Origin of the sequence: Pseudomonas kielensis, assembly GCF_030505375.1 — a bacterium.
Taxonomy (GTDB): Bacteria; Pseudomonadota; Gammaproteobacteria; order Pseudomonadales; family Pseudomonadaceae; genus Aquipseudomonas; species Aquipseudomonas kielensis.
Genome location: NZ_CP130043.1, coordinates 2,710,004 through 2,731,527 on the forward strand (window position 1 = coordinate 2,710,004; position 21,524 = coordinate 2,731,527).

Consider the following 21,524-nt stretch of genomic DNA (forward strand, 5'->3'; position numbering starts at 1 on the left):
TATTACGTCAGTGGGTTACCACTTGTAGGTGGCACTGGCGACCACGCTGCGCTGGTCCCCGTAGTAGCAATAGAAGCTATCGCAAGTGGAGATGTAGTCCTTGTCGAACACGTTTGTGGCGTTGAGCGCCAGGGAGGCGCCTTTGAGGCTGTTGTCCAGACGACCCAGGTCGTAATGAACAGCAGCGTCAAACACCGTGTAGGCGTCTGCCTTGCCCAGCCAGGTGTTGCCCTGATCACCGTAGGTGTTGCCGGTATAGCGCGCACCGGCACCTACGCCAAAGCCGTCCAATACACCGTTGTGCCAGGTGTAGTCGGTCCATAACGATGCTTGCTGGTTCGGCATTAATTGCAGGCGGTTTCCTTTGTAGTCGCCTTTTTGCACTTCCGACTTGGCCAGGGTGTAAGCGGCAATGACTTTGAGGTTTTCAGTCACGTCGGAAATCGCTTCCAGCTCAAGCCCCTTCACTTTCACTTCACCCGTCTGGCTGGTAACCGAGATGTTGTTGACGGTGGTGGTGACATCGACGTTTTTCTGGGTCAGGTCATACACCGCTGCGCTCAACAGGGTGTTGCTGCCGGGCGGCTGGTACTTGATGCCCAGTTCCCACTGCTTGCCTTCGGTTGGTTCGAACGAGTCGGTGGGCGAGGTGCTGGCGTTGCTGGCTGGCTGGAACGATTCGGCGTAGGACAGATAAGGTACGAAACCGTTATCGAAGACGTAGCTGATCGCCGCATTAGCGCTGAAGTTCTTGTTCCGGTCGGTGTTTGTGGCGTCATTTTTGTTGAAGTATTGAGTGCCGGTGTGCACCCAGTCTTCACGGCCGCCCAGGGTCAGGCGCCATTGGTCGAGCGCCATCTGGTCTTGAACGTACAGACCGGTCTGGTAGGTCTTCTGGTCGTAGTCATAGTACGCGCTGGAGCGTGGTGGCCGGACGATCGGCAAGCCGTGGGCTGGGTCGTTGACGTTGATCGGCGGCGCGCTGCCATACACCGAGGTGTAGTTGGTGTTCGTGCGCTGGTGGTCCAGGCCCAGTAAGAGAGTGTGAGTGATGTCGCCTATGGCGAAGTCGGCCTGGAAGTGGTTGTCCACGGCAAACTGGCTGATGTCTTCGTCTGCACTGGTGGTCGAGCGGCCGACATTACCTTGGTCGTCAACTTCGGTGTAAGGGTAGGAGCCCACGGTGATCGCCTGGAAAGACAGGTCCGACTTGGTGTAGCGCAGGTTTTGCTTGAACTGCCAGACATCGTTCAAGCGATGTTCAAAGGCATAGCCCAGGGCGTAGTAAGTGCGGTCGTAGTACTCCCACTCCGGGTCCCCGAGGTTTTTGTGGTGGGAGATATCACCGAACGGCATGTCGATCTTGGTGCCCTGGACCGGCAGAAACTGGCTGGTGATGCCGGTATCGTCGCGTGTGAACTGCGAGAGAAACGTCAGTTTGGTGTCTGGGTCGATGTTCCAGGTCAGGCTGGGAGCAATGTTGTAGCGCTGGTTGGGAACGTCATCGACCTGAGTGTCGCTGTCCCGTATCACGCCGCTGAGGCCGTAAAGGAACTGGCCTTCTTCGTCGATCTTGCCGGTGCTGGAAAAGTTGATCTGGCGGTGGTTGTCACTGCCGTACTGCACTTGAACGGCGCTGCTGGCCTCTTCGCTAGGGCGGCGGCTGACCATGTCCAGCAGGCCACCTGGAGGGGTCTGGCCGTAGACCGAAGAAGCCGGTCCGCGCAGCAGGGCTATACGGTCCAGGTTCCAGGTTTCCATTTTCGGGTTGGCGTACACGCCTTTAGGCAGCGGCAGCCCGTCAAGGAACTGGGTTGGTTCGAAACCGCGGACCCGCAGCCAGTCGGCACGGGTGTCGCTGCCGTAGCTGCTGGCGACGATGCCGGGCATGTAGCGCACAGCGTCATCGAGGTTTTGGACGCCGCGATCCTCCATCTGCTGGCGAGTGGCAATCGAGATGGAGCGCGGCGCTTCAAGCAGCGAAGTGTCGGTCTTGGTACCCGCGGCAGTGCGGGTGGCGAGGTAACCCTCTACCGGCCCCCAGGCGCTTTCGCTGTTTTCCACACCAATGACCGCCGTTTCCGGCAGCGCCATCACGCCCTCGGGAACCGCCACCAGGCTGTAGGTGCCGGCGCTGCTTTGTTCCAGTTGCAGGCCGGTGCCGCGCAGGGCCTGGCTCAGGGCGCTGGCGGCGTCGTACTGGCCGTTGACCGGGGCGGAGGTCTTGCCGGCGGCCAGGGACGGGTTGAGGCTCAAGGCGAGGCCGGCCTGGCTGGCGATCTGGTTCAGGGTGCTGGCCAGGGGCGCGGCTGGCAGGTTGTAGGCGCGAACGTTGGACGTCTGTTCAGCGGCCACCAGCAGGGTGCTGGTCAGCGGAGTGCCGAAGGCAATGGCCAGGGCCAAGAGACTGGGGCGCAACAAGGTGTCTAGCGAACGTGACATACGGCAGCTCCTGAATGGAAATATTTCTCAATTGCCTATGTGCCGAACGAGATTGAAAAAGTGATAGGGCTGGATGGAAATAATTTCGATTCAGCCAAAATGGCCCCGGTGACCGAGGCGGTCCCCAACCCTCAGGGTTTGGCGATCACGGTGACCCACCACGGGGTGTGCTGTTCGATCTGCACGGGCAGGGTCGGCAGCAGGGCACTGAGGGCCAGGTCGGTGTTGTGCAGCGGGAAGCTGCCGGTGATCCGCAGGTCGGCGACGGCCGGATCGACGCCGAGATGGCCCGGGCGATACCGATCGAGTTCGTGGACCAGGTCTTCGAGGCGAACGTTGTCCACCACCAGCATGCCGCGGGTCCAGGCGTCGCTGCCGGGGGTGAGCGCCAGCAGCGGGCCGAGGCCGTCGCGCTGCATCAGCACCTGCTGGCCTTCCTTGAGGATCTGTTCGTCAGCCAGGGTCTCGGGGCGTGCGGCCACCGCGGACTGCAACACGCTCAGGCGCGTGCCGTGGTCTTCGCGCTTGACCAGGAACCGTGTGCCGAGCGCGCGCATCTGGCCGTCGCGGGTTTCGACGATGAAGGGGCGCGCGTCGTTGTGTCCGGTTTCAATGCGGATCTCCCCTTCCCGCAGGACGATCCGGCGCTGCTTCTCATCAAAACGCACGTCCAGCGCGCTGTGGGTATTGAGGTTGATCACCGTGCCGTCGGCCAGGCGCAGGGTGCGTTGCTCGCCGGTGGCGGTGCGTTGGTCGGCCAGCCAGTAGTCGAGGGGCAGGTAGCGCTCACCGGCGAACAATCCCACGCCGATCACCAGCAGGACGCTGGCGATCCCGCTGCCAAGCTTGCGCACCCGGCGACGGATGCCTTCGCGCGATTGCAGCAGCGCCACCCGGGCCGGTCCGCTGGCCACGCTGAAGCGCTGATCGAGCATGCCCAGTTGCTGCCAGGCGCGGGCGTGTTCTTCATGGGCGGCGTGCCATTTGGCGAATTCCTCGCGTTCCACCGCACTGCCCGCCCCCGAATCCAGGGACAGTTGCCAGGCGATGGCGGCGTCGAGTACCCGCGCCGAGACGGGCTTGGAGCTGACCGGACTCATGCGGGCTCGCCGTACAGCGCCACATAACACTGGCGGATACCCTGGGCCAGGTATTGCCGCACCCGTGGCACGGAGACGCCCAGGCGCTCGGCGATTTCGGCATGGCCGAGGCCGTCGAGGCGGTTATAGAGGAAGGCGGCGCGGGCTTTGCTCGAGAGCTTGCCGAGCAGGCGGTCGATGGTCTTGAGGTCTTCGAGGATCAGTTGCTGTTCTTCCACCGAGGGTTGCTCGCCTTCGGGGATCAGCATCAATTCAGTGAGGTAGGCCTGTTCCAGTGCGGCGCGGCGGAAATAGTCAAACAGCAGGCCCTTGGCGATGGCCACCAGGAAGGCCCGGGGTTCGCGGGGCGGTTTGAACGTTTCCCGCCCGAGCAAGCGCACGAAGGTGTCCTGGCTCAGGTCTTCGGCTTTGGAGGGGCAGGCCACGTTGCGCCGTAGCCAGGCCAATAGCCAACCGCGATGGTCGCGATACAACGCACCAACCAGTTCACTGTGAGGGCTTTGGACTGACGACAAATGGCTTCACCGAATACACGTTTAAACTAACGAGAATTATTCGCGATTGTCTCAGAGGCCATGGCCGTGTGCAATTGGCGTTGGTCGGGTCGATTGTGCCGAAAGCGCAATTAAAAGGAGTGTTTTTGCTGGCGCCGCTTCCACTGGCTCAGCCGTTGTTGCAGCTGTGACGGGCTGTCAATCTGTTGCGCCCGCGCCCGGCTGAACAGGATCAACGCCAGCTCGGCCGTGGCCATGGCGTCGGCGCTGGCGTTGTGGCGCTCGTAGATCTGCAGTTGAAACCAGTTGATCCAGTCATCCAGGCCGGCTTCGCGGATGTGCGCTTGCGGGCAGAGCAGTGGCGCCATGTCGGCAACATCAAGAAACTTATGTTGCAAGCGATACCCCAGGCTGTCCTTCAAGGCGCGACCCAGCATGTGTTGATCGAAGGGGGCATGGAAGGCCAGCAGCGGGCTGTCGCCGACAAACTCCATGAAGTCCAGCAGGGCGTCCACCGGATCGCTGCCGGCGGCGATCGCGCTCGGCCCCAGGCCATGCAGTAACACGCTGGGTCCCAGTTTGTGCGCGTGGCGCTGCAGGGTGCGCTCGAACTGCTGGCTGAAATCGATCGCGCCGTCTTCGATGACCACGGCGCCGATGGACAGCACCAGGTCCTTGTTCAGGTTCAGGCCGGTGGTTTCCAGGTCGAGCACTACCCAGCGTTGCTCGCGCAGGCTGCAATCGTTCAGCGTCGGTGCCTCGGGCAGTTTTGCCAGGCGTTGTTGCTGTTCGAGGGTCAGGGTCGGGGTGGCCGCACGCAGCCAGGAAAACAGGCTCATAGCTGGTACCGCAGGCTGAGGCTGCTTTGCAGGCGTTGGGCCTGGCGCAGGGATTCGCGCAGGATGCGCCGGTCCAGGTGATTGAGGCTGTCGGGGTCGACGCGGTTGGAGTAGGGCAGGTTCTCGCGGCTCTGGCGCTGATGTTGCTGCATGCGGGTTTGCTGGATGAAGTGATAGGCCTCTTCGTAGGCCGCGCCGTCCAGGGGCTCGATGACGTCCTTGGCCACCAGCTCACGGAAACGTTCCAGGGTGTTGTTGGTTTCAATGCCGTTGGCCAGGGCCAACAGGCGCGCGCCGTCGACGAAGGGCGTCAGGCCTTGCACCTTGAGGTCGAGGGTGGCTTTTTCGCCGTTCTTTTTGCTCAGCACGAACTCGCGCAAACGTCCCACCGGCGGTCGCTGGCGCAAGGCATTCTCGGCCAGCATGCGCTGGAACAGACGATTGTCGGCGACCTGGTCGAGGATGGCCCGGCGCAGTTGCGCACACCCCTGCTCGTCGCCCCAGACCACCCGCAGGTCAAAGTAGATGCTCGAGCCCAGCAGGTTCTCGGGGGTGGCTTCGCGGATGAAGGCGGCGAAACGCCTGGCCCACTCGGCTCGGGACAGGCACAGCTCGGGATTGCCGGCCATGATGTTGCCCTTGCACAGGGTGAAGCCGCAGAGCGCCAGGCTTTGGTTGATCTGTTGGGCGATGGGCAGGAGCCGGCCACGGATCTCGGCGGCATGGGCGGCGTCGCGCGCCTCGAACAGCAGGCCGTTGTCCTGGTCGGTGTGCAGGGTTTGCTCGCGGCGGCCTTCACTGCCGAAGCACAACCAGCTGAAGGGGATACCGGGGTCGCCTTTTTCCGCCAGCGTCAGCTCGATCACCCGGCACACGGTGTGGTCGTTGAGCAGGGTGATGATCTGGGTGATCTGGGTCGAAGAGGCACCATGGGCGAGCATGCGTTCGACCAGTTGGCCAATCTCACCGCGAATGGCCACCAGGTTGTCGACCCGTGGCGCGTTACGGATGGTGCGAGCCAGGTGCACCAGGTCGACCCGCTGCAGCGAAAACAGATCGCGCTCGGAGACCACGCCGCACAGGCGTTGGTCCTTGACCAGGCAGACGTGGGCGATGTGCCGCTCGGTCATGGCGATGGCGGCGTCGAATGCGCTGTGGTCGGGGCTCAGGTAAAACGGCGCCTGGGTCATGTGCTGGGCAATGGGTTGGTCGAAGTCGCGAGTGCCGTCGGCCACCACGTGGCGCAAATCGCGCAGGGTGAAAATTCCCAGTGGGGCCTTGTGTTCATCGACGATCACGATGCTGCCGACCTGTTGCTCATGCATCAGGGTCACGGCTTCGCGCAGGGGTGTGGTCGGGCCGCAGGTCACGGGGTGGCGCATCGCCAGTTCGCCGAGGCGGGTGTTGAGTGAGTATTGGGTGCCGAGGGTTTCCACGGCCTTTTGCTGGACCTGCTGGTTGACCTGGTCCAGCAGGCTGCTGACACCGCGCAGGGCGAAGTCGCGAAAGGTGCTGGAGAGGGCGAACAACTTGATGAACGCCAGCTTGTTCAACTGCAGGCAAAAGGTATCTTCGCCCGCCAGGTGTTCGGTGCGGGTCGCTCGCTCACCGAGCAGCGCGGCGAGGGGAAAACACTCGCCGGTGGTGATTTCGAAGGTGGTTTCGGTGCCGCCCTTGGCGGTGTGCGGACGCTCACCCACCACCCGGCCCTGCTTGACGATGTAGAAGTGCTCAACCGGACCGTCGGCCGGCTTGATGATGCTTTCGCCAGGCGCATAGAAACGCAGTTGGCACTGCTCCACCAGGAACGCCAGGTGCGCGTGTTCCATCTGGTTGAACGGCGGGAAGCGCTGCAGGAACTGCAAGGTGCCCTGGATGTTTTGCAACACCGCCGTTTTCCCAGCCTGGGTGAAGGCGTCCGTTTTACTCATAACCATGACCGCAGTCTTTTTCGATTTATTGTTGTGGGGTATCTGCATGGTCGGCCCCTACGCACGGGGTGCCCATTGGACGTAAGTCTAGGTCGCTGGACCTCGAGAGAAAAAACCGGAGAGGTCCTACGCCCTGGGTACCTAAAACCTTTACTCGACCCTCTTGGAAAACTATCCGACGAAGCGCACATTTAAGCTCTGCTTAGCGATGTCAGATAAGTGTGCTAGGGGAATGATCTGAACCTGTTGAGTGACCTATGTCCGACCACGATATTTTGAGCGATGCCGAGCGTGAAGCGCTGAGTGCAATCTTGCTTGAGCCGGATTTACCGCCCCAGCGGGTACTGATTGTCGATGATGATCAGGATGCCCGCGAACTGCTCAAGCAGTTCCTGGCCCTTGCCGGCATTCGCTGCATGACCGCCGCCAGCGGCGAAAGCGCGCTGAAGCTGTTGGAGACAACCCCCTCGATCGGCCTGGTGATCACCGACCTGCGCATGGGCCATGTCGATGGCCTGGACCTGATTCGCCAGGTGCGTGAGTCGGTCCGGGCCGAACTGCCGATCATCATTGTCTCCGGCGAGGCCGATGTGAAGGACGCGATTGCGGCCATGCACATGAGCGTGGTGGACTTCCTGCTCAAGCCAATCGATACCGGCAAATTGCTGGAGTTGGTCAGGCATGAGCTGGGCATGTCCCTGTAATCCGTCACTCCCGGCGCCATGAAAAAAGGCCCTGATCTGTCGATCAGGGCCTTTTTTTGTCCGGCGTCAGCGCTTACTTACAGGCCATTGGCAGCCTTGAATTCGCGCCGGCGACGGTGCAGGACCGGCTCGGTGTAGCCGTTCGGCTGCTGGGTGCCTTCGATCACCAGTTCGACCGCCGCCTGGAAGGCGATGTTGCTGTCGAAGTTCGGTGCCAGTGGACGGTACAGCGGGTCGTTGGCGTTCTGGCGGTCAACCACCGGCGCCATGCGCTTGAGGCTTTCCATCACTTGACTCTCGGTGACGATGCCATGGCGCAGCCAGTTGGCGATGTGCTGGCTGGAGATACGCAGCGTCGCACGGTCTTCCATCAGGCCGACGTCATTGATGTCCGGTACCTTCGAACAACCCACACCCTGGTCAATCCAGCGCACCACATAACCGAGGATGCCCTGGGCGTTGTTGTCCAGTTCGTTCTTGATCTGCTCGGCGCTCCACTGCGGGTTCACCGCCAGCGGGATGGTCAGGATGTCGTCCACCGAGGCGCGGGTGCGCTTGGCCAGTTCGGCCTGGCGGGCGAACACGTCGACCTTGTGGTAGTGCAGGGCGTGCAGGGCGGCAGCCGTCGGCGACGGCACCCAGGCGGTGTTGGCACCGGCCAGAGGGTGAGCGATTTTCTGCTCGAGCATGGCGGCCATCAGGTCGGGCATGGCCCACATGCCTTTACCGATTTGCGCACGGCCTTGCAGGCCGGTGCTCAGACCGATGTCGACGTTCCAGTTTTCGTAGGCGCCGATCCATTTCTCGGCCTTCATGTCGGCCTTGCGGACCATCGGGCCGGCTTCCATGGAGGTGTGGATTTCATCGCCAGTGCGGTCGAGGAAGCCGGTGTTGATGAACACCACGCGCTCGCTGGCGGCCTTGATGCACGCCTTGAGGTTGATGGTGGTGCGCCGCTCTTCGTCCATGATCCCGACTTTGAGGGTGTTGCGTGGCAGCTCGAGGACGTCTTCGATGCGCCCGAACAGCTCGTTGGTGAACGCCGCTTCTTCAGGGCCGTGCATTTTCGGTTTGACGATGTAGACCGAGCCGGTGCGGCTGTTTTTGCGGCGGGTGTTGCCGTTGAGGCTGTGGATCGCCGCCAGGTTGGTCACCAGGCCGTCGAGGATGCCTTCCGGGACTTCGTTGCCGTCCTTGTCGAGGATCGCGTCGATGGTCATCAGGTGGCCGACGTTACGCACGAACAGCAGGGAGCGGCCGTGCAGGCTCAGTTCGCTGCCGTCAGGCGCGGTGTAGGTACGGTCGGCGTTCATGGTGCGGGTAAAGCTCTGGCCACCCTTGCTCACTTCTTCCGACAGGTCGCCCTTCATCAGGCCGAGCCAGTTACGGTAGATCACGACCTTGTCATCGGCATCGACGGCGGCGACCGAGTCTTCGCAGTCCATGATGGTGGTCAGCGCCGCTTCCATCAGTACGTCTTTGACACCGGCTGCGTCGGTCTGGCCGACCGGGGTGCTGGCGTCGATCTGGATTTCGAAGTGCAGGCCGTTGTGCTTGAGCAACACCGCGGTCGGTGCCGCGGCGTCGCCGTGGAAGCCGATCAGTTGCGCGTCGTTGCGCAGGCCCGTGTTGCTGCCGCCCTTGAGGCTGACGACCAGCTTGCCGGCAACAATCGCGTAGTGGCTGGAGTCGACATGGGAGCCGGCGGCCAGCGGTGCGGCTTCGTCGAGGAAGGCGCGGGCGAAGGCGATGACCTTGTCGCCGCGGACCTTGTTGTAGCCTTTGCCTTTCTGCGCGCCATCGGCTTCGCTGATGGCGTCAGTGCCATAGAGCGCGTCGTACAACGAGCCCCAGCGAGCGTTCGAGGCGTTCAGGGCGAAACGGGCGTTCATCACCGGCACCACCAGTTGCGGGCCGGCCATACGGGCGATTTCTTCGTCGACGTTTTGCGTCGTCGCCTGGAAATCAGCCGCTTCTGGCAGCAGATAACCGATGTCTTGCAGGAAGGCTTTGTAGGCCACAGCATCGTGTGCTTGACCGGCACGGGACTGGTGCCAGGCGTCGATACGCGCCTGGAAGTCATCGCGTTTGGCGAGTAGGGCTTTGTTCTTCGGGGCCAGGTCGTGAATGACCTTGTCGGCACCGGCCCAGAACTTATCGGCGGTGAGGCCGGTACCGGGAATGGCTTCGTTGTTCACGAAGTCGAACAGGACTTTGGCGACCTGCAGGCCACCGACTTGAACGTGTTCAGTCATTGCTTGCCTCACTCTGCTCAGCTATTTCGCTTTTCAGCTCTTCAATTATGACAATGAAGCCACTGGCCATTTAAACCACAAACCGCCCTACCAGTACATGCCATGAAGGGCGGCTGGGTGGGACCAATCAACGGCTTGGAGGCCTTGCTGACGGGGCTTTCAGGGTTGCGATTGTGCCTGCGGCAGACATCGATCCAACGTTATGTAGTGCGCGCTGCGGCATACTACATGATGAATTGCGGTTGTGAAAATTAGACTAATTACGTCGTTCTGCGACCCCATGACGCATTGCAGTCACGTCGGGGCACGGGATGTTCTCAAAAAACCATGAGATTGTTCCAGCTAAATATAAGAACTTGTACACGATTTGTGGTTTTGCCGGATTGTGGTGGTGCGGCCGTTCGCGTGGGGCTGGCCTGCGAAGGTGCCGGACCCGCCCCTTGAACCCTTGCCTATACTTGCCTTTCCAGAACAAGAGTCATGACAAGAGGGCTGCGCCATGGACCACCTCGTACTCACGGTATTCGCCCCGGATAAACCCGGTCAGGTCGAGCGCATTGCCCAATGTATCGCCGAACATGGCGGCAACTGGCTGGAAAGCCGGATGTCGCGGATGGCCGGGCAATTTGCCGGGATCCTGCGGGTGGGGGTGCCGGCCGAGGCCTACGACGAACTGGTGGATGCGCTGCAGGCGTTGGCCAGCCAAGGGATTCGGGTATTGATTGCCGAGAGCGGGATCGAACAGTCCTGCACCTGGAAGCCGATTGCCATGGAGCTGGTAGGCAACGATCGTCCGGGCATTGTCCGGGACATTACCCGCCTGCTCAGTGAGCAGGGGGTCAACCTGGAGCGGTTGGTGACCGAGGTGCGGCCAGCGCCCATGAGCAGTGAACCGCTGTTCCACGCCGAAGCGATTCTGGCGGTGCCCTTGACCCTGTCGCTGGACGTGCTGCAGTCGCGCCTGGAAACCCTGGCCGATGACCTGATGGTGGAGTTGGTGTTGCGCAGCGATCCGTAGGCGCAAGCCGGGTTATCCAAGAAAAACCTGCACCTGCCTGTGGATAACCTGTAGAGACAGAGCTGCAGCCCAGGCGGGCCGTGGCTTTTCAGGTGTTGATCAAAAAACCAGCAGTTTCAAGGGCTTGTGCACAAACGGCGGGGATCAGGTTGTGGATAACCTTGGGAAGGATGGCTGCAGGCCACGCACCTCGTGGCCTGCAGTTGGTTGTGCGTTTTTTGATCAGTTGCGCCGACGCAGACTGATCCAGGCGTCGACGCTGTAGACCGCCAGCCCGGCCCAGATAAACATGAAGGCGACCAGGGTGCTGGAGGACAGGTGTTCGCCAAACAGCAGCACTGCCTGCAACAGCACCAGGGTGGGCGCCAGGTACTGCAGGAAGCCCAGGGTGGTGTAGGGCAGGTGCCGGGCTGCGGCGTTGAAGCAGACCAGCGGCACCAGTGTCACCGGACCGGCCGCCACCAGCCACCAGGCCTCGGAGGTGGTCCAGAATTCGGCTTGAGCGCTGCTCGCGGTCGGGTTGAAGAGCAGCCAGGCGACGGCAATCGGCACCAGCATCCAGGTTTCCACCACCAGCCCGGGCAGGGCCTTGACCGGCGCCTGCTTGCGGATCAGGCCGTAGAAGCCAAAGGTCAAAGCCAGCACCAGCGACACCCAGGGTAGGCTGCCGACTTGCCAGACCTGCTGCGCCACCCCCACGGCCGCCAGGCCAACGGCCAGCCACTGCATGCGACGCAGGCGCTCACCGAGCAGCAGCATGCCCAGCAGCACGTTCACGAGCGGGTTGATGTAGTAACCGAGGCTGGCTTCGAGCATGCGCCCGTTGTTCACCGACCAGACGTAGGTCAGCCAGTTGGCGGCGATCAGCGTCCCGCTCAGGGCCAGGATCGCCAGGCGGCGTGGGTTCTCCCGCAGTTCGCGCCACCAGCCCGGGTGTTTCCAGACCATCAGCAGCAACGCGCCGAACAACGCCGACCACAGCACCCGGTGGATGATGATTTCCACGGCGGGTACGCTGGCGATGGCCTTGAAGTAGAGCGGGAACAAGCCCCAGATGATGTAGGCACTCAGGCCCAGGATGTAACCGCGACGCGGGTTGGCGGCTTGCATGCAGAATCCTTGCTTAGGCAACTAACAAAGAGTGGATTGTAAGGAGATTTGTCTGCGAATGCCCTGACTGAATAGGTAGGTCATTTGTGAACATCGGTCTCTGTAGGAGCGCTCGCTCCTACAGGGGGGATTTGTCTGGGTCAGAAGAGCTTCAGAGGCTCTTCGTTGAGCGCTGCCAGTTGCTCACGCAACGCCAGCACCTGGTCGCCCCAGTACCGCTCCGTGCCGAACCAAGGGAAGCTGCGCGGGAATGCCGGGTCGTCCCAGCGGCGGGCCAGCCAGGCGCTGTAGTGCATCAGGCGCAGGGCGCGCAGCGGCTCGATCAGGGCCAGTTCTCGCGGGTCGAAGTCGTGGAACTCGCGGTAGCCGTCCATCAGTTCCGACAACTGGCTGAGGCATTCCTGGCGATCGCCGGCAAGCATCATCCACAGGTCCTGCACTGCCGGGCCCATGCGACAGTCGTCGAGGTCGACGATATGGAACATCTCGTCGCGGCACATCATGTTGCCGGGGTGGCAGTCGCCGTGCATGCGGATGTTCTTGTGTGGCGTGCTGGCGTACACCTCTTCCACACGCTTGAGCAGATCGCGTGCCACTGACTCGTAGGCGGGCAGCAAGCTGCGTGGTACGAAATTGCCTTCGAGCAGGGTGTTCAGCGAGTCATGGCCGAAATTCTTCACCCCCAGTGCTTCGCGGTGCTCGAACGGGCGGGTCGAGCCCACCGCGTGCAAACGCCCGAGCAACTGGCCCAGTCGGTAGAGCTGGTCGAGATTGCCCGGCTCCGGGGCACGGCCGCCACGGCGCGGGAACAGGGCGAAACGAAAGCCGGCGTGTTCGAACAGGCTTTCGCCATTGTGAATCAGCGGCGCCACCACCGGCACTTCACACTCGGCCAGCTCGAAGGTGAAGCGGTGTTCTTCGAGAATGGCTTCGTTGGTCCAGCGCTGCGGGCGATAGAACTTGGCGATCAGGGGTTCGCTGTCGTCGATACCGACCTGATACACGCGGTTTTCGTAGCTGTTGAGTGCCAGGACGCGGGCGTCGCTGAGAAAGCCGATGCTTTCAACGGCATCGAGCACCAGATCGGGGGTAAGTGTTTCAAACGGGTGAGACATGCTGACTCCTGCGCGCAGCAGGCTGCCGCGTCCGGCCAAGCATGGTAGCGCAGACGGACGCAGATAGGTGGGGGCTGTGCGGATGGTATCGCGAGCCGGCTCGCACATGGGGCTGTGCAAACGAGCCGACTCGCGAAGGTGCCGGGTCAGGCGCCGACGATCCCGCCGTCTTCCCGGCGGATGGCCATTACCGAGGAGCGCGGCTTGCCGTTGGGCAGGTGCTCGGGGAAGGTCGAGCCGCCGTTCTCGCCGGGGTGCTGAATGCCGACGAACAGGGTCTTCTGGTCGGGCGAGAAGCTGATGCCGGTGACCTCGCAGCCCACCGGGCCGACCATGAAGCGGCGGATTTCCCCGGTTTCAGGGTCGGCGCAAAGCATCTGGTTGTTGCCCATGCCGGCAAAGTCCCCAGCGTTGCTGGAGTCGCCGTCGGTGAGGATCCACAGGCGACCGGCCTGGTCGAAGCCCAGGCCATCTGGGCTGTTGAACATGTTCTGCGGGGTGATGTTCGACGAGCCGGCCTTGGCCGTGCCGGCGTGCAGCGCCGGGTTGCCGGCGACCACGAACAGGTCCCAGGCGAATGTCGGCGAGGCATGGTCGTCGCCCCCGGTGCGCCAGCGCAGGATCTGCCCGTAGACGTTCTTCTCCCGCGGGTTCGGTCCGCCCGCCGGCTGCCCCTCTTCCCCGCGCTTGACGTTGTTGGTGAGGGTGCAATAGACCTGGCCGTCGCGGGGACTGACCACAATCCACTCCGGGCGGTCCATGCGCGTTGCGCCGACCACGCTGGCCGCCAGGCGCGCGTGAATCAGCACCTCGGCCTGATCGGCGAAGCCGCTGCTGGCATCGATGCCGTTCTTGCCGTGGCTCAGTTCGACCCACTGGCCCTGGCCCTTGGGGTGATCGGGGTTGCTGTCGCCGGCATCAAAGCGGGCGACGTACAAGGTGCCATGGTCCAGCAGGTCGCGGTTGGCCTTGGGGTTCTGATGGTCGATCTTGTCGCGGCTGATGAACTTGTAGATGAACTCGCCGCGCTCGTCGTCGCCCATGTACACCACGGCGCGCCCGTCATGGGTTTCGGCCAGGGCTGCGTTTTCGTGCTTGAAACGGCCCAGGGCGGTGCGTTTGACCGGAGTCGACTGGGGGTCGAACGGATCGATTTCCACGACCCAGCCGTGGCGATTGAGCTCGTTGGGGTTTTTCGCCAGGTCAAAACGCGGGTCGTGGGGGTGCCAGTTGATCTCTTTGCTGGCCGCCACCACGCCGTAGCGTTTTTGCGCGGCGTCGAACTTCTGTTCGGCGTTGCTGCTGCCAAAGCAGTCGGTGAAGTTCTCTTCGCAGGTCAGGTAGGTGCCCCAGGGCGTCTTGCCGTTGGCGCAGTTCTGGAACGTGCCGAGCACATTCATCCCCTTGGGGTCGGCGCTGGTCTGCAACAAGGCGTGGCCGGCGGCCGGGCCACCGACACGAATCGGCGCGTTGCCGTGGATGCGGCGGTTGTAGCGCGAGCCCTGGACGAAGTGCCATTGGCCGTCCTGGCGCTGCACTTCAATGACCGATACGCCTTCGCAGGCCAGGGCCTTGTGGACCTCTTCGGCCGACTGCGGCATGCCGCCGTGGGGGTAGAGGTAGCGGTAGTTGGTGTATTCGTTGTTGATGGCCATCAGGGCGCGGTTGTCGTCGTCCGGGAACGCGAACAGGCTCATGCCATCGTTGTTGTCGCCGAACTGGGCTTCCTGTTGCAGGGCGGTGCCGTGGCCACTGGGGTCAAAGGCCGGGCCGTCTTTGTGCAGGGGCTGGCCCCAGCTGATCAATACCGAGGAGGTGTAGCCCGCCGGCAGGGTGAGGGTGTCGCTGGTGGCGGCGGCGATGCTGGCAAAGCCCAGCAGTTTGCTGTTGCCGGCACTGACACTGGCGGCCAGCACGCTGCGGCTCAACAGGTTGCCGCCGAGGAACATCGCGGCCCCGCACAGCGCACCGGCACTGATAAAACCGCGACGGCTGAGGCCGACGATTTGTTCGAGGTCGGTGGCTTGGTTTTCTTCTAATAGGCTCACATCAGGCTCCCTGCTGGTTTTGGCAGTCACCATAAGGGGCGTTGATGACACAAATATTGCAGTGCTCAGCGGTTCAGCGCGGTGTGCCGAGCAGCACGTTGGCGGGGGAGAACTGCACCAGCACCGGTTTGCCAATCAGCAGGCTGTTGCTGTTGAGGTGCAAGGGCTCGGCGAGGGCACACAAGGTCTGAGCGTTGGGCAGGACGATTCGCACTTCACTGGGGCCGTCTTCGGCATCGAGGATCTGCTCGATCGTACCGCTCAGGGCGTTGTAGCCAGGCGTAGGCGCGTGTTCGGGCGCCAGCAGTTCCAGCCAGCCGGCCTTGATCAGCGCGACCACTTCGGTGCCGATTTGCAGGTCCAGGTGCTGGGTGCTGTCGTGGGTGATTTGCGCGTGCAGGGTCAAGCCGCCCGCCAGGGTCAGGGCGATCTGGTCATTGCGTCCCTGGGCCTGGATGCTGGCGACGGTGCCATGCAACTGGTTGCGGGCGCTGGTGCGCAGCATCAGGCGGCCGAGCAGGTCGAGGTCGCTGGCATCTTCGGCGGCCTCCAGCACTTGCGCCTGCAAGGCCTGCAAGCGCAGGTAGAGGCGCAGCACTCGCTCGCCCTCGCTGGACAGTCGCGCGCCACCGCCCCCCTTGCCGCCGACACTGCGCTCCACCAGGGGCTTTTGTGCCAGGTTGTTGAGTTCATCGATGGCATCCCACGCGGCCTTGTAACTCAGCCCGGCGCTTTTTGCGGCGCGGGTGATCGAGCCCTGTTCGGCAATGTGCTGCAGCAGGGCAATGCGTTGCGGGCGACGGACGATGTGTTGAGACAACAAGGTAGGCAAGGACATGTTCTGCGCTGCGAGTGCGGGTGATGGGGTCGGACGTTGGCGGCTCGGCGCGTCAGAGTCAAGCCGCTGCGCCGGGTTTTGCGGTGCGCGCCAGGCAATAGACATCGACCCGGCTGGCGCCCGCGTCGATCAACAAGCGTGCCAGGCTCTGGGCGGTGGCGCCGGTGGTCAGCACGTCGTCGACCAGGGCCAGATGCCGGCCTTCGATCGTTGCTTGCGGGGTCAGCGCGAAGGCGTTGCGCAGGTTCTGCCGGCGCGCCCTGGCGCTGAGGTCCTGCTGCGCGGTGGTGTCGTGGATGCGTTGGAGCAGGTGTTCCTCGCTGGGTATCTGCAAGCTGGCGCTGAGCCAGTTGGCCAGCATCGCCGCCTGATTAAAGCCTCGCGCGCGCAGCCTTTGCCGCGCCAGGGGGACCGGCACCAGCGCGGCGGGGCGCGGCAATCCTTCATCGAAGCGATGCTGCACGAATTGCCCGAGAGGTTCGCCCAACAGGCGGCCATAAGGCCAGTTGGCCGAGTGTTTGAATCGGGTGATCAAACTGTCGACCGGGAAGCTGTAGGACCAGGGCGCGATTACCTGTTCGAAAGCTGGAGGGGCGCTCAAGCACTGGCCGCAGACCAGGCCGCTGAGGGCCAGGGGCAGTGCGCAGACCGTGCAATGCTCGACCAGCCAGGGCAGTTCGGCTTCACAGGGCTGGCAAAGGGGCTGCGGGGTGTCGGCGGGTTCGTTGCAGAGTAAACAGCGCTGTGTGTTTTTTAACCAGATGTAAACCGGTCCGTCGTACTGTGGTTGACAGTGCATGAGTCTTCCTTAAATATGCTGAAACATCCGTGTTGTACCTGTGGGGATTCGGTTTTTCCCGGGGTACGTGTCAAAGCATAAGAAAGGAAATGAGCCGATGAGCGCCAGCATCACCGCCAAATTGCGTCACGATTGGTCTTTGGCCGAAGTTAAAGCGCTGTTCGTTCAGCCTTTCAACGACCTGTTGTTCCAGGCGCAGACGGTGCACCGTGCGCATTTCGATGCCAACCGCGTTCAGGTCTCGACCCTGCTGTCGATCAAGACCGGTGCTTGCCCGGAAGATTGCAAATATTGCCCGCAGTCCGGTCACTACAACACCGGCCTGGAAAAAGAAAAACTGATGCAAGTGCAGCAGGTCCTGGAAGAGGCCGCTCGCGCCAAGGCCATCGGTTCGACCCGTTTCTGCATGGGCGCGGCGTGGAAACACCCTTCGGCCAAAGACATGCCCTACGTGCTGGAGATGGTCAAAGGCGTCAAGGCCATGGGCCTGGAAACCTGCATGACCCTGGGTCGGCTCGACCAGGACCAGACCGCGGCCCTGGCGCAGGCAGGCCTGGACTACTACAACCATAACCTCGACACCTCACCGGATTTCTACACCAGCATCATCACCACCCGCACCTACAGCGAGCGCCTGCAGACCCTGGCCTATGTGCGTGACTCGGGGATGAAGATCTGCTCGGGCGGAATCCTGGGCATGGGCGAGTCGCTGGACGACCGCGCCAATCTGTTGATCCAACTGGCCAACCTGCCAGAGCACCCGGAGTCGGTGCCGATCAACATGCTGGTGAAAGTGGCGGGCACGCCGCTGGAGAACGCCGAAGACATCGACCCGTTCGATTTCATTCGCATGCTGGCCGTTGCGCGCATCCTGATGCCCCAATCCCATGTGCGCCTGTCGGCCGGCCGTGAGGCCATGAACGAGCAGATGCAGTCCCTGGCCTTCTTCGCCGGTGCCAACTCGATTTTCTACGGCGACAAATTGCTGACCACCGCCAACCCGCAGGCGGACAAGGACATGCAGTTGTTCGCGCGCCTGGGCATCTTGCCGGAGGCCCGTGAAGAGCATGCCGATGAAGTGCACCAGGCGGCGATCGAGCAGGCGCTGGTAGAACAGAAAAGCAGCGAGCAGTTCTACAACGCGGCTGTTTAAGCCATATCTCTTGTCGAAGTGCGGTCCAGTGTGGGAGCTGGCTTGCCTGCGATAGCGGTCTGTCAGGCACATTGATGCTGAATGTGCCGCCGTCATCGCAGGCAAGCCAGCTCCCACAGGGTTGAGCGCTAATCGAGGTCTGCATGTCTTTCGATCTCGCCGCGCGTCTTGCGGCCCGTCGTGCCGAAAATCTTTATCGCCAGCGCCCGCTGCTCGAAAGCCCCCAGGGCCCGGAAGTGGTGGTTGATGGCCAGCCGTTGCTGGCGTTCTGCAACAACGATTACCTGGGCCTGGCCAATCACCCACAGGTGATCGAAGCCTGGCGCGCCGGGGCGACCCGCTGGGGCGTCGGTGGTGGCGCTTCGCACCTGGTGATCGGTCACAGCACACCTCATCACGCCCTCGAAGAGGCCTTGGCCGATCTGACCGGGCGCCCGCGTGCGTTGCTGTTCACCACCGGTTACATGGCCAACCTCGGCGCGGTAACCGCGCTGGTCGGGCAGGGCGACACGGTGCTCGAAGACCGCCTCAACCACGCGTCGTTGCTGGATGCCGGGCTGTTGTCGGGCGCGCGTTTCAATCGCTACCTGCACAACGATTCCGTGAGCCTGGCCAAGCGCCTGGAGAAAGCCACCGGCAATACCCTGGTGGTCACCGATGGCGTGTTCAGCATGGACGGCGACATCGCCGATCTGCCGGCCCTGGCTCGGGAAACCAAAGCCAGGGGCGCCTGGCTGATGGTCGATGACGCCCACGGCTTTGGTCCGCTGGGTGCCAATGGCGGTGGGGTCGTCGAGCATTTCGGCCTGAGCCAGGAGGATGTGCCGGTTCTGGTCGGCACCCTCGGCAAGGCCTTCGGGACGGCCGGTGCTTTTGTGGCTGGCAGTGAAGCGTTGATCGAAAGCCTGATCCAGTTCGCTCGTCCTTACATCTACACCACCAGCCAGCCTCCGGCGCTGGCCTGCGCGACCCTCAAGAGTCTGGAGTTGCTGCGCAGCGAGCATTGGCGACGTGAGCACTTGCAGGTGCTGATCCGCCAGTTCCGCCAGGGCGCCGAGCAGATTGGCCTGGAACTGATGGACAGCGCCACGCCGATCCAGCCGATCATGATCGGCGATGCCGGGCGGGCGCTGCGGTTTTCGCAGATGCTGCGTGAGCGCGGATTGATGGTCACAGCGATTCGCCCACCCACCGTACCGGCCGGCAGCGCCCGGTTGCGCGTGACTCTGACCGCCGCCCACAGCGAAGCACAGGTGCAGCTATTGTTAGAGGGGCTGGCCGATTGTGTGCAGCAACTGGGAGCGGCGGCGAACCATGCGTGATCGTCTGATTCTGTTGCCGGGCTGGGGCCTGGGTATTTCTCCACTGGAGCCGTTGGCGGCCGCGTTGCAAGGGCTCGACGAACACCTGCGGGTGGAGATCGAGCCCTTGCCGGAGCTGGATTCCAGCGACCTTGATGAATGGCTCGAAGAGCTCGACGCCAGTGTGCCGCAAGACGCCTGGCTGGGCGGCTGGTCACTGGGCGGGATGCTTGCCGCAGAGCTGGCCGCACGCCGTGGCGAGCGCTGCTGTGGCCTGCTGACGCTGGCGAGCAATCCATCGTTTGTCGCCCATGCCGAGTGGTCCAGCGCCATGCCGGCGCAGACGTTCGATGGGTTTCAGGCCGGGTGCAGCGCCGACCCACGCACCACTCTCAAGCGCTTCAGCCTGCTCTGTGCCCAGGGCGCCGAAGACCCGCGCGGCCTGTCGCGGCTGTTGTTGGGCGGTGCCCCCCATACGGCGCCAGCGGTGCTGATGAGTGGCCTGGAACTGCTCGCCCAACTGGACACCCGCAAGGCCTTGCAGGCTTTTCGCGGGCCGCAGTTGCACCTGTTCGCCGGCCTCGATGGGTTGGTGCCGGCCGAAGCTGCGGGCGAGTTGTTGAGCCTGCTACCCGATGTGGAAATTGGCCTGATTGAACAGGCCAGTCATGCATTTCTTCTGGAAGACCCCCACGGAGTGGCGGGGGCGATCCAGGCCTTTTTGCACGAGTGCGGTGATGACTGATTTGTCTGTTCCCAACCTGCCCGGCGGTTTGCCCGACAAGCGCCAGGTGGCGGCGTCCTTTTCCCGCGCGGCGGCCAGTTACGACAGCGTGGCCGAGTTGCAGCGCGACGTGGGGAGTGCGTTGCTGCGTCGGCTACCGGAAGATTTTGTCCCCGCTGTTTGGCTGGACGTGGGCTGCGGCACCGGGTATTTCAGCCGAGCATTGGGGGCGACGTTTCCGGCAGGCGCCGGAGTGGCGTTGGACATTGCCGAAGGCATGCTCGAGCACGCCCGGCCCTTGGGGGGCGCGCAGCATTTCATTGCCGGGGACGCCGAACGCCTGCCCTTGCAGGACGCCAGTTGCGACCTGGTGTTTTCCAGTCTGGCGGTGCAGTGGTGCGCCGATTTTGCCGCGGTGCTCAGTGAAGCCTATCGGGTGCTCAAGCCGGGAGGCGTGTTGGCGTTTGCCAGCCTGTGCGTCGGCACGTTGTATGAGTTGCGCGACAGTTGGCGGCAGGTCGACGGCCAGGTGCACGTCAATCGGTTCCGTGAGTTCAGCCGTTATCAGCAGTTGTGTGCGGCCAGCGGCTTGAACGTGCTGGACCTGCAGCAGTGTGCCCACGTGCTGCATTATCCGGATGTGCGCAGCTTGACCCATGAACTTAAAGCGCTGGGCGCGCATAATCTGAATCCGGGTCGGCCAGGTGGGCTGACCGGTCGGGCGCGCATCACTGGTTTGATCGCAGCCTATGAGCAGTTTCGTCAGGCGCAAGGGCTGCCGGCCACGTATCAGGTGGTCTACGCCGTATTGGAGAAACCTCGATGAGCGCAGCGTATTTCATCACGGGCACCGATACCGATGTCGGCAAGACCACCGTAGCCGCCGGCTTGTTGCACGCCGCACGGTTGGCCGGTTTGAGCACGGCGGCCGGCAAGCCTGTGGCTTCCGGATGCGACGTGACACCCAAGGGCCTGCGCAATGCCGACGCACTGGCGTTACTGGCGCAATGTTCGCTGCCGCTGACCTACGCCGAGGTCAATCCGCAGGCGTTCGAGCCGGCCATCGCCCCCCACCTGGCGGCGCGGGAGGCCGGTATTGCGCTGACGGTCCAGTCGTTGCTGGCGCCGATGCGCCATATCCTCGATAAACAGGCGGACTTCACCTTGATCGAGGGCGCCGGTGGCTGGCGAGTGCCGCTGGCCGACCAGGACAATCTGTCGGACCTGGCCATGGCCCTGGACCTGCCGGTGATCCTGGTGGTCGGGGTGCGCCTGGGGTGCATCAATCACGCCTTGCTGACCGCCGAAGCGATTGCCCGCGACGGACTGCAACTGGCCGGATGGGTGGCGAATATCATCGAACCCAAAACCTCGCGCCTGGAGGAAAACCTCGCCACCCTGGCCGAACGACTGCCCGCGCCTTGTCTGGGACGGGTACCGAAACTCAAGGTGGTCACCGCCGAAGCGGTGGCCGAACACCTGCAGCTGGACCTGCTCGACTAGCTCGCACTCGATCTCGGGCCGGCAGCGTGATGGATACGCTGCCGGGCCGGGCTATTGCGGCGCCTTCAACTAATCTTTGTGACACACGGTGATGCGTTGTGCATCGGCCGTGCGTCTTGGCGTGCGCGTCATTCAGAAGACGTTGACGAA

Annotated in this window: 18 protein-coding genes; 7 read left to right on the forward strand and 11 right to left on the reverse strand. The window is 62.9% G+C overall.

The genetic code is table 11. The features are described 5' to 3' along the window. Nucleotides 1–15: 15 nt before the first annotated feature. From Q1W70_RS12545 to Q1W70_RS12565, 5 genes are all read right to left on the reverse strand, one after another. Nucleotides 16–2,442: a TonB-dependent siderophore receptor gene (locus Q1W70_RS12545; protein ID WP_166591246.1), complete on the reverse strand. Its 2,427-nt coding sequence runs from the start codon at nt 2,440–2,442 to the stop codon at nt 16–18. Nucleotides 2,443–2,573: 131 nt separating this feature from the next. Further along, on the reverse strand, nt 2,574–3,542 hold the full coding sequence (locus tag Q1W70_RS12550) for a FecR domain-containing protein (RefSeq protein WP_166591247.1): 969 nt from the start codon (nt 3,540–3,542) through the stop codon (nt 2,574–2,576). Further along, nucleotides 3,539–4,057, reverse strand: a complete 519-nt coding sequence (locus Q1W70_RS12555; RefSeq protein ID WP_166591248.1) for an RNA polymerase sigma factor — start codon at nt 4,055–4,057, stop codon at nt 3,539–3,541. The genes Q1W70_RS12550 and Q1W70_RS12555 overlap by 4 nt, the downstream gene beginning before the upstream one ends. Nucleotides 4,058–4,167: 110 nt before the next feature. After that, nucleotides 4,168–4,875 carry a 3'-5' exonuclease gene (locus Q1W70_RS12560; protein WP_182342671.1) on the reverse strand — a complete coding sequence of 236 codons (708 nt, stop codon included), beginning with the start codon at nt 4,873–4,875 and terminating at the stop codon, nt 4,168–4,170. Further along, on the reverse strand, nt 4,872–6,812 hold the full coding sequence (locus tag Q1W70_RS12565) for a putative nucleotidyltransferase substrate binding domain-containing protein (RefSeq protein ID WP_166591250.1): 1,941 nt from the start codon (nt 6,810–6,812) through the stop codon (nt 4,872–4,874). Before Q1W70_RS12565 ends, Q1W70_RS12560 begins: the two co-directional genes overlap by 4 nt. 251 nt (nt 6,813–7,063) lie before the next feature. Between Q1W70_RS12565 and Q1W70_RS12570 the strand changes: the two genes are divergently transcribed. Continuing rightward, a complete protein-coding gene (locus Q1W70_RS12570; protein WP_182342668.1) occupies nt 7,064–7,510 on the forward strand; it encodes a response regulator in 447 nt (148 codons plus the stop codon). A 77-nt stretch (nt 7,511–7,587) separates the two neighbouring features. On the opposite strand, the gene Q1W70_RS12575 is transcribed toward Q1W70_RS12570, so the two are convergent. Further along, the gene (locus Q1W70_RS12575) at nt 7,588–9,765 is read right to left on the reverse strand and encodes a malate synthase G (protein WP_182342665.1); all 2,178 of its coding nucleotides are present in this window, start codon (nt 9,763–9,765) and stop codon (nt 7,588–7,590) included. A gap of 499 nt (nt 9,766–10,264) precedes the next feature. Between Q1W70_RS12575 and Q1W70_RS12580 the strand changes: the two genes are divergently transcribed. Further along, on the forward strand, nt 10,265–10,783 hold the full coding sequence (locus Q1W70_RS12580; RefSeq protein ID WP_166591253.1) for a glycine cleavage system transcriptional repressor: 519 nt from the start codon (nt 10,265–10,267) through the stop codon (nt 10,781–10,783). A gap of 222 nt (nt 10,784–11,005) precedes the next feature. Here the strand turns inward: Q1W70_RS12580 and rarD are convergent, their stop codons facing one another. From rarD to Q1W70_RS12605, 5 genes are all read right to left on the reverse strand, one after another. Continuing rightward, nucleotides 11,006–11,893 (reverse strand): EamA family transporter RarD, encoded by an 888-nt coding sequence (rarD, locus tag Q1W70_RS12585; RefSeq protein WP_182342661.1) that lies wholly within the window; start codon nt 11,891–11,893, stop codon nt 11,006–11,008. 140 nt (nt 11,894–12,033) lie between these two features. After that, nucleotides 12,034–13,008 carry a serine/threonine protein kinase gene (locus tag Q1W70_RS12590; RefSeq protein ID WP_166591255.1) on the reverse strand — a complete coding sequence of 325 codons (975 nt, stop codon included), beginning with the start codon at nt 13,006–13,008 and terminating at the stop codon, nt 12,034–12,036. Between the two features lie 146 nt (nt 13,009–13,154). Next, nucleotides 13,155–15,056, reverse strand: a complete 1,902-nt coding sequence (locus Q1W70_RS12595) for a PhoX family protein (protein ID WP_166591256.1) — start codon at nt 15,054–15,056, stop codon at nt 13,155–13,157. 73 nt (nt 15,057–15,129) lie between these two features. Next, nucleotides 15,130–15,894 carry a TOBE domain-containing protein gene (locus Q1W70_RS12600; protein ID WP_166591257.1) on the reverse strand — a complete coding sequence of 255 codons (765 nt, stop codon included), beginning with the start codon at nt 15,892–15,894 and terminating at the stop codon, nt 15,130–15,132. A 58-nt stretch (nt 15,895–15,952) separates the two neighbouring features. Continuing rightward, nucleotides 15,953–16,693: a ComF family protein gene (locus Q1W70_RS12605; protein ID WP_302098853.1), complete on the reverse strand. Its 741-nt coding sequence runs from the start codon at nt 16,691–16,693 to the stop codon at nt 15,953–15,955. A 97-nt stretch (nt 16,694–16,790) separates the two neighbouring features. On the opposite strand from Q1W70_RS12605, the gene bioB reads away from it, so the two are divergent. The 5 genes from bioB to bioD all read left to right on the forward strand — a co-directional run bounded on the left by bioB (nt 16,791) and on the right by bioD (nt 21,374). After that, nucleotides 16,791–17,846, forward strand: a complete 1,056-nt coding sequence (bioB, locus tag Q1W70_RS12610; RefSeq protein ID WP_302098854.1) for a biotin synthase BioB — start codon at nt 16,791–16,793, stop codon at nt 17,844–17,846. A gap of 143 nt (nt 17,847–17,989) precedes the next feature. Continuing rightward, nucleotides 17,990–19,168, forward strand: coding sequence for an 8-amino-7-oxononanoate synthase (gene bioF / locus Q1W70_RS12615; RefSeq protein ID WP_166591260.1), 1,179 nt, complete (start codon nt 17,990–17,992; stop codon nt 19,166–19,168). After that, nucleotides 19,161–19,892 (forward strand): alpha/beta fold hydrolase, encoded by a 732-nt coding sequence (locus Q1W70_RS12620; protein ID WP_166591261.1) that lies wholly within the window; start codon nt 19,161–19,163, stop codon nt 19,890–19,892. The genes bioF and Q1W70_RS12620 overlap by 8 nt, the downstream gene beginning before the upstream one ends. Next, nucleotides 19,885–20,697 (forward strand): malonyl-ACP O-methyltransferase BioC, encoded by an 813-nt coding sequence (gene bioC / locus Q1W70_RS12625; RefSeq protein WP_302098855.1) that lies wholly within the window; start codon nt 19,885–19,887, stop codon nt 20,695–20,697. Before Q1W70_RS12620 ends, bioC begins: the two co-directional genes overlap by 8 nt. Further along, nucleotides 20,694–21,374: a dethiobiotin synthase gene (gene bioD / locus Q1W70_RS12630; RefSeq protein WP_182342649.1), complete on the forward strand. Its 681-nt coding sequence runs from the start codon at nt 20,694–20,696 to the stop codon at nt 21,372–21,374. Before bioC ends, bioD begins: the two co-directional genes overlap by 4 nt. Nucleotides 21,375–21,524 lie beyond the last annotated feature (150 nt).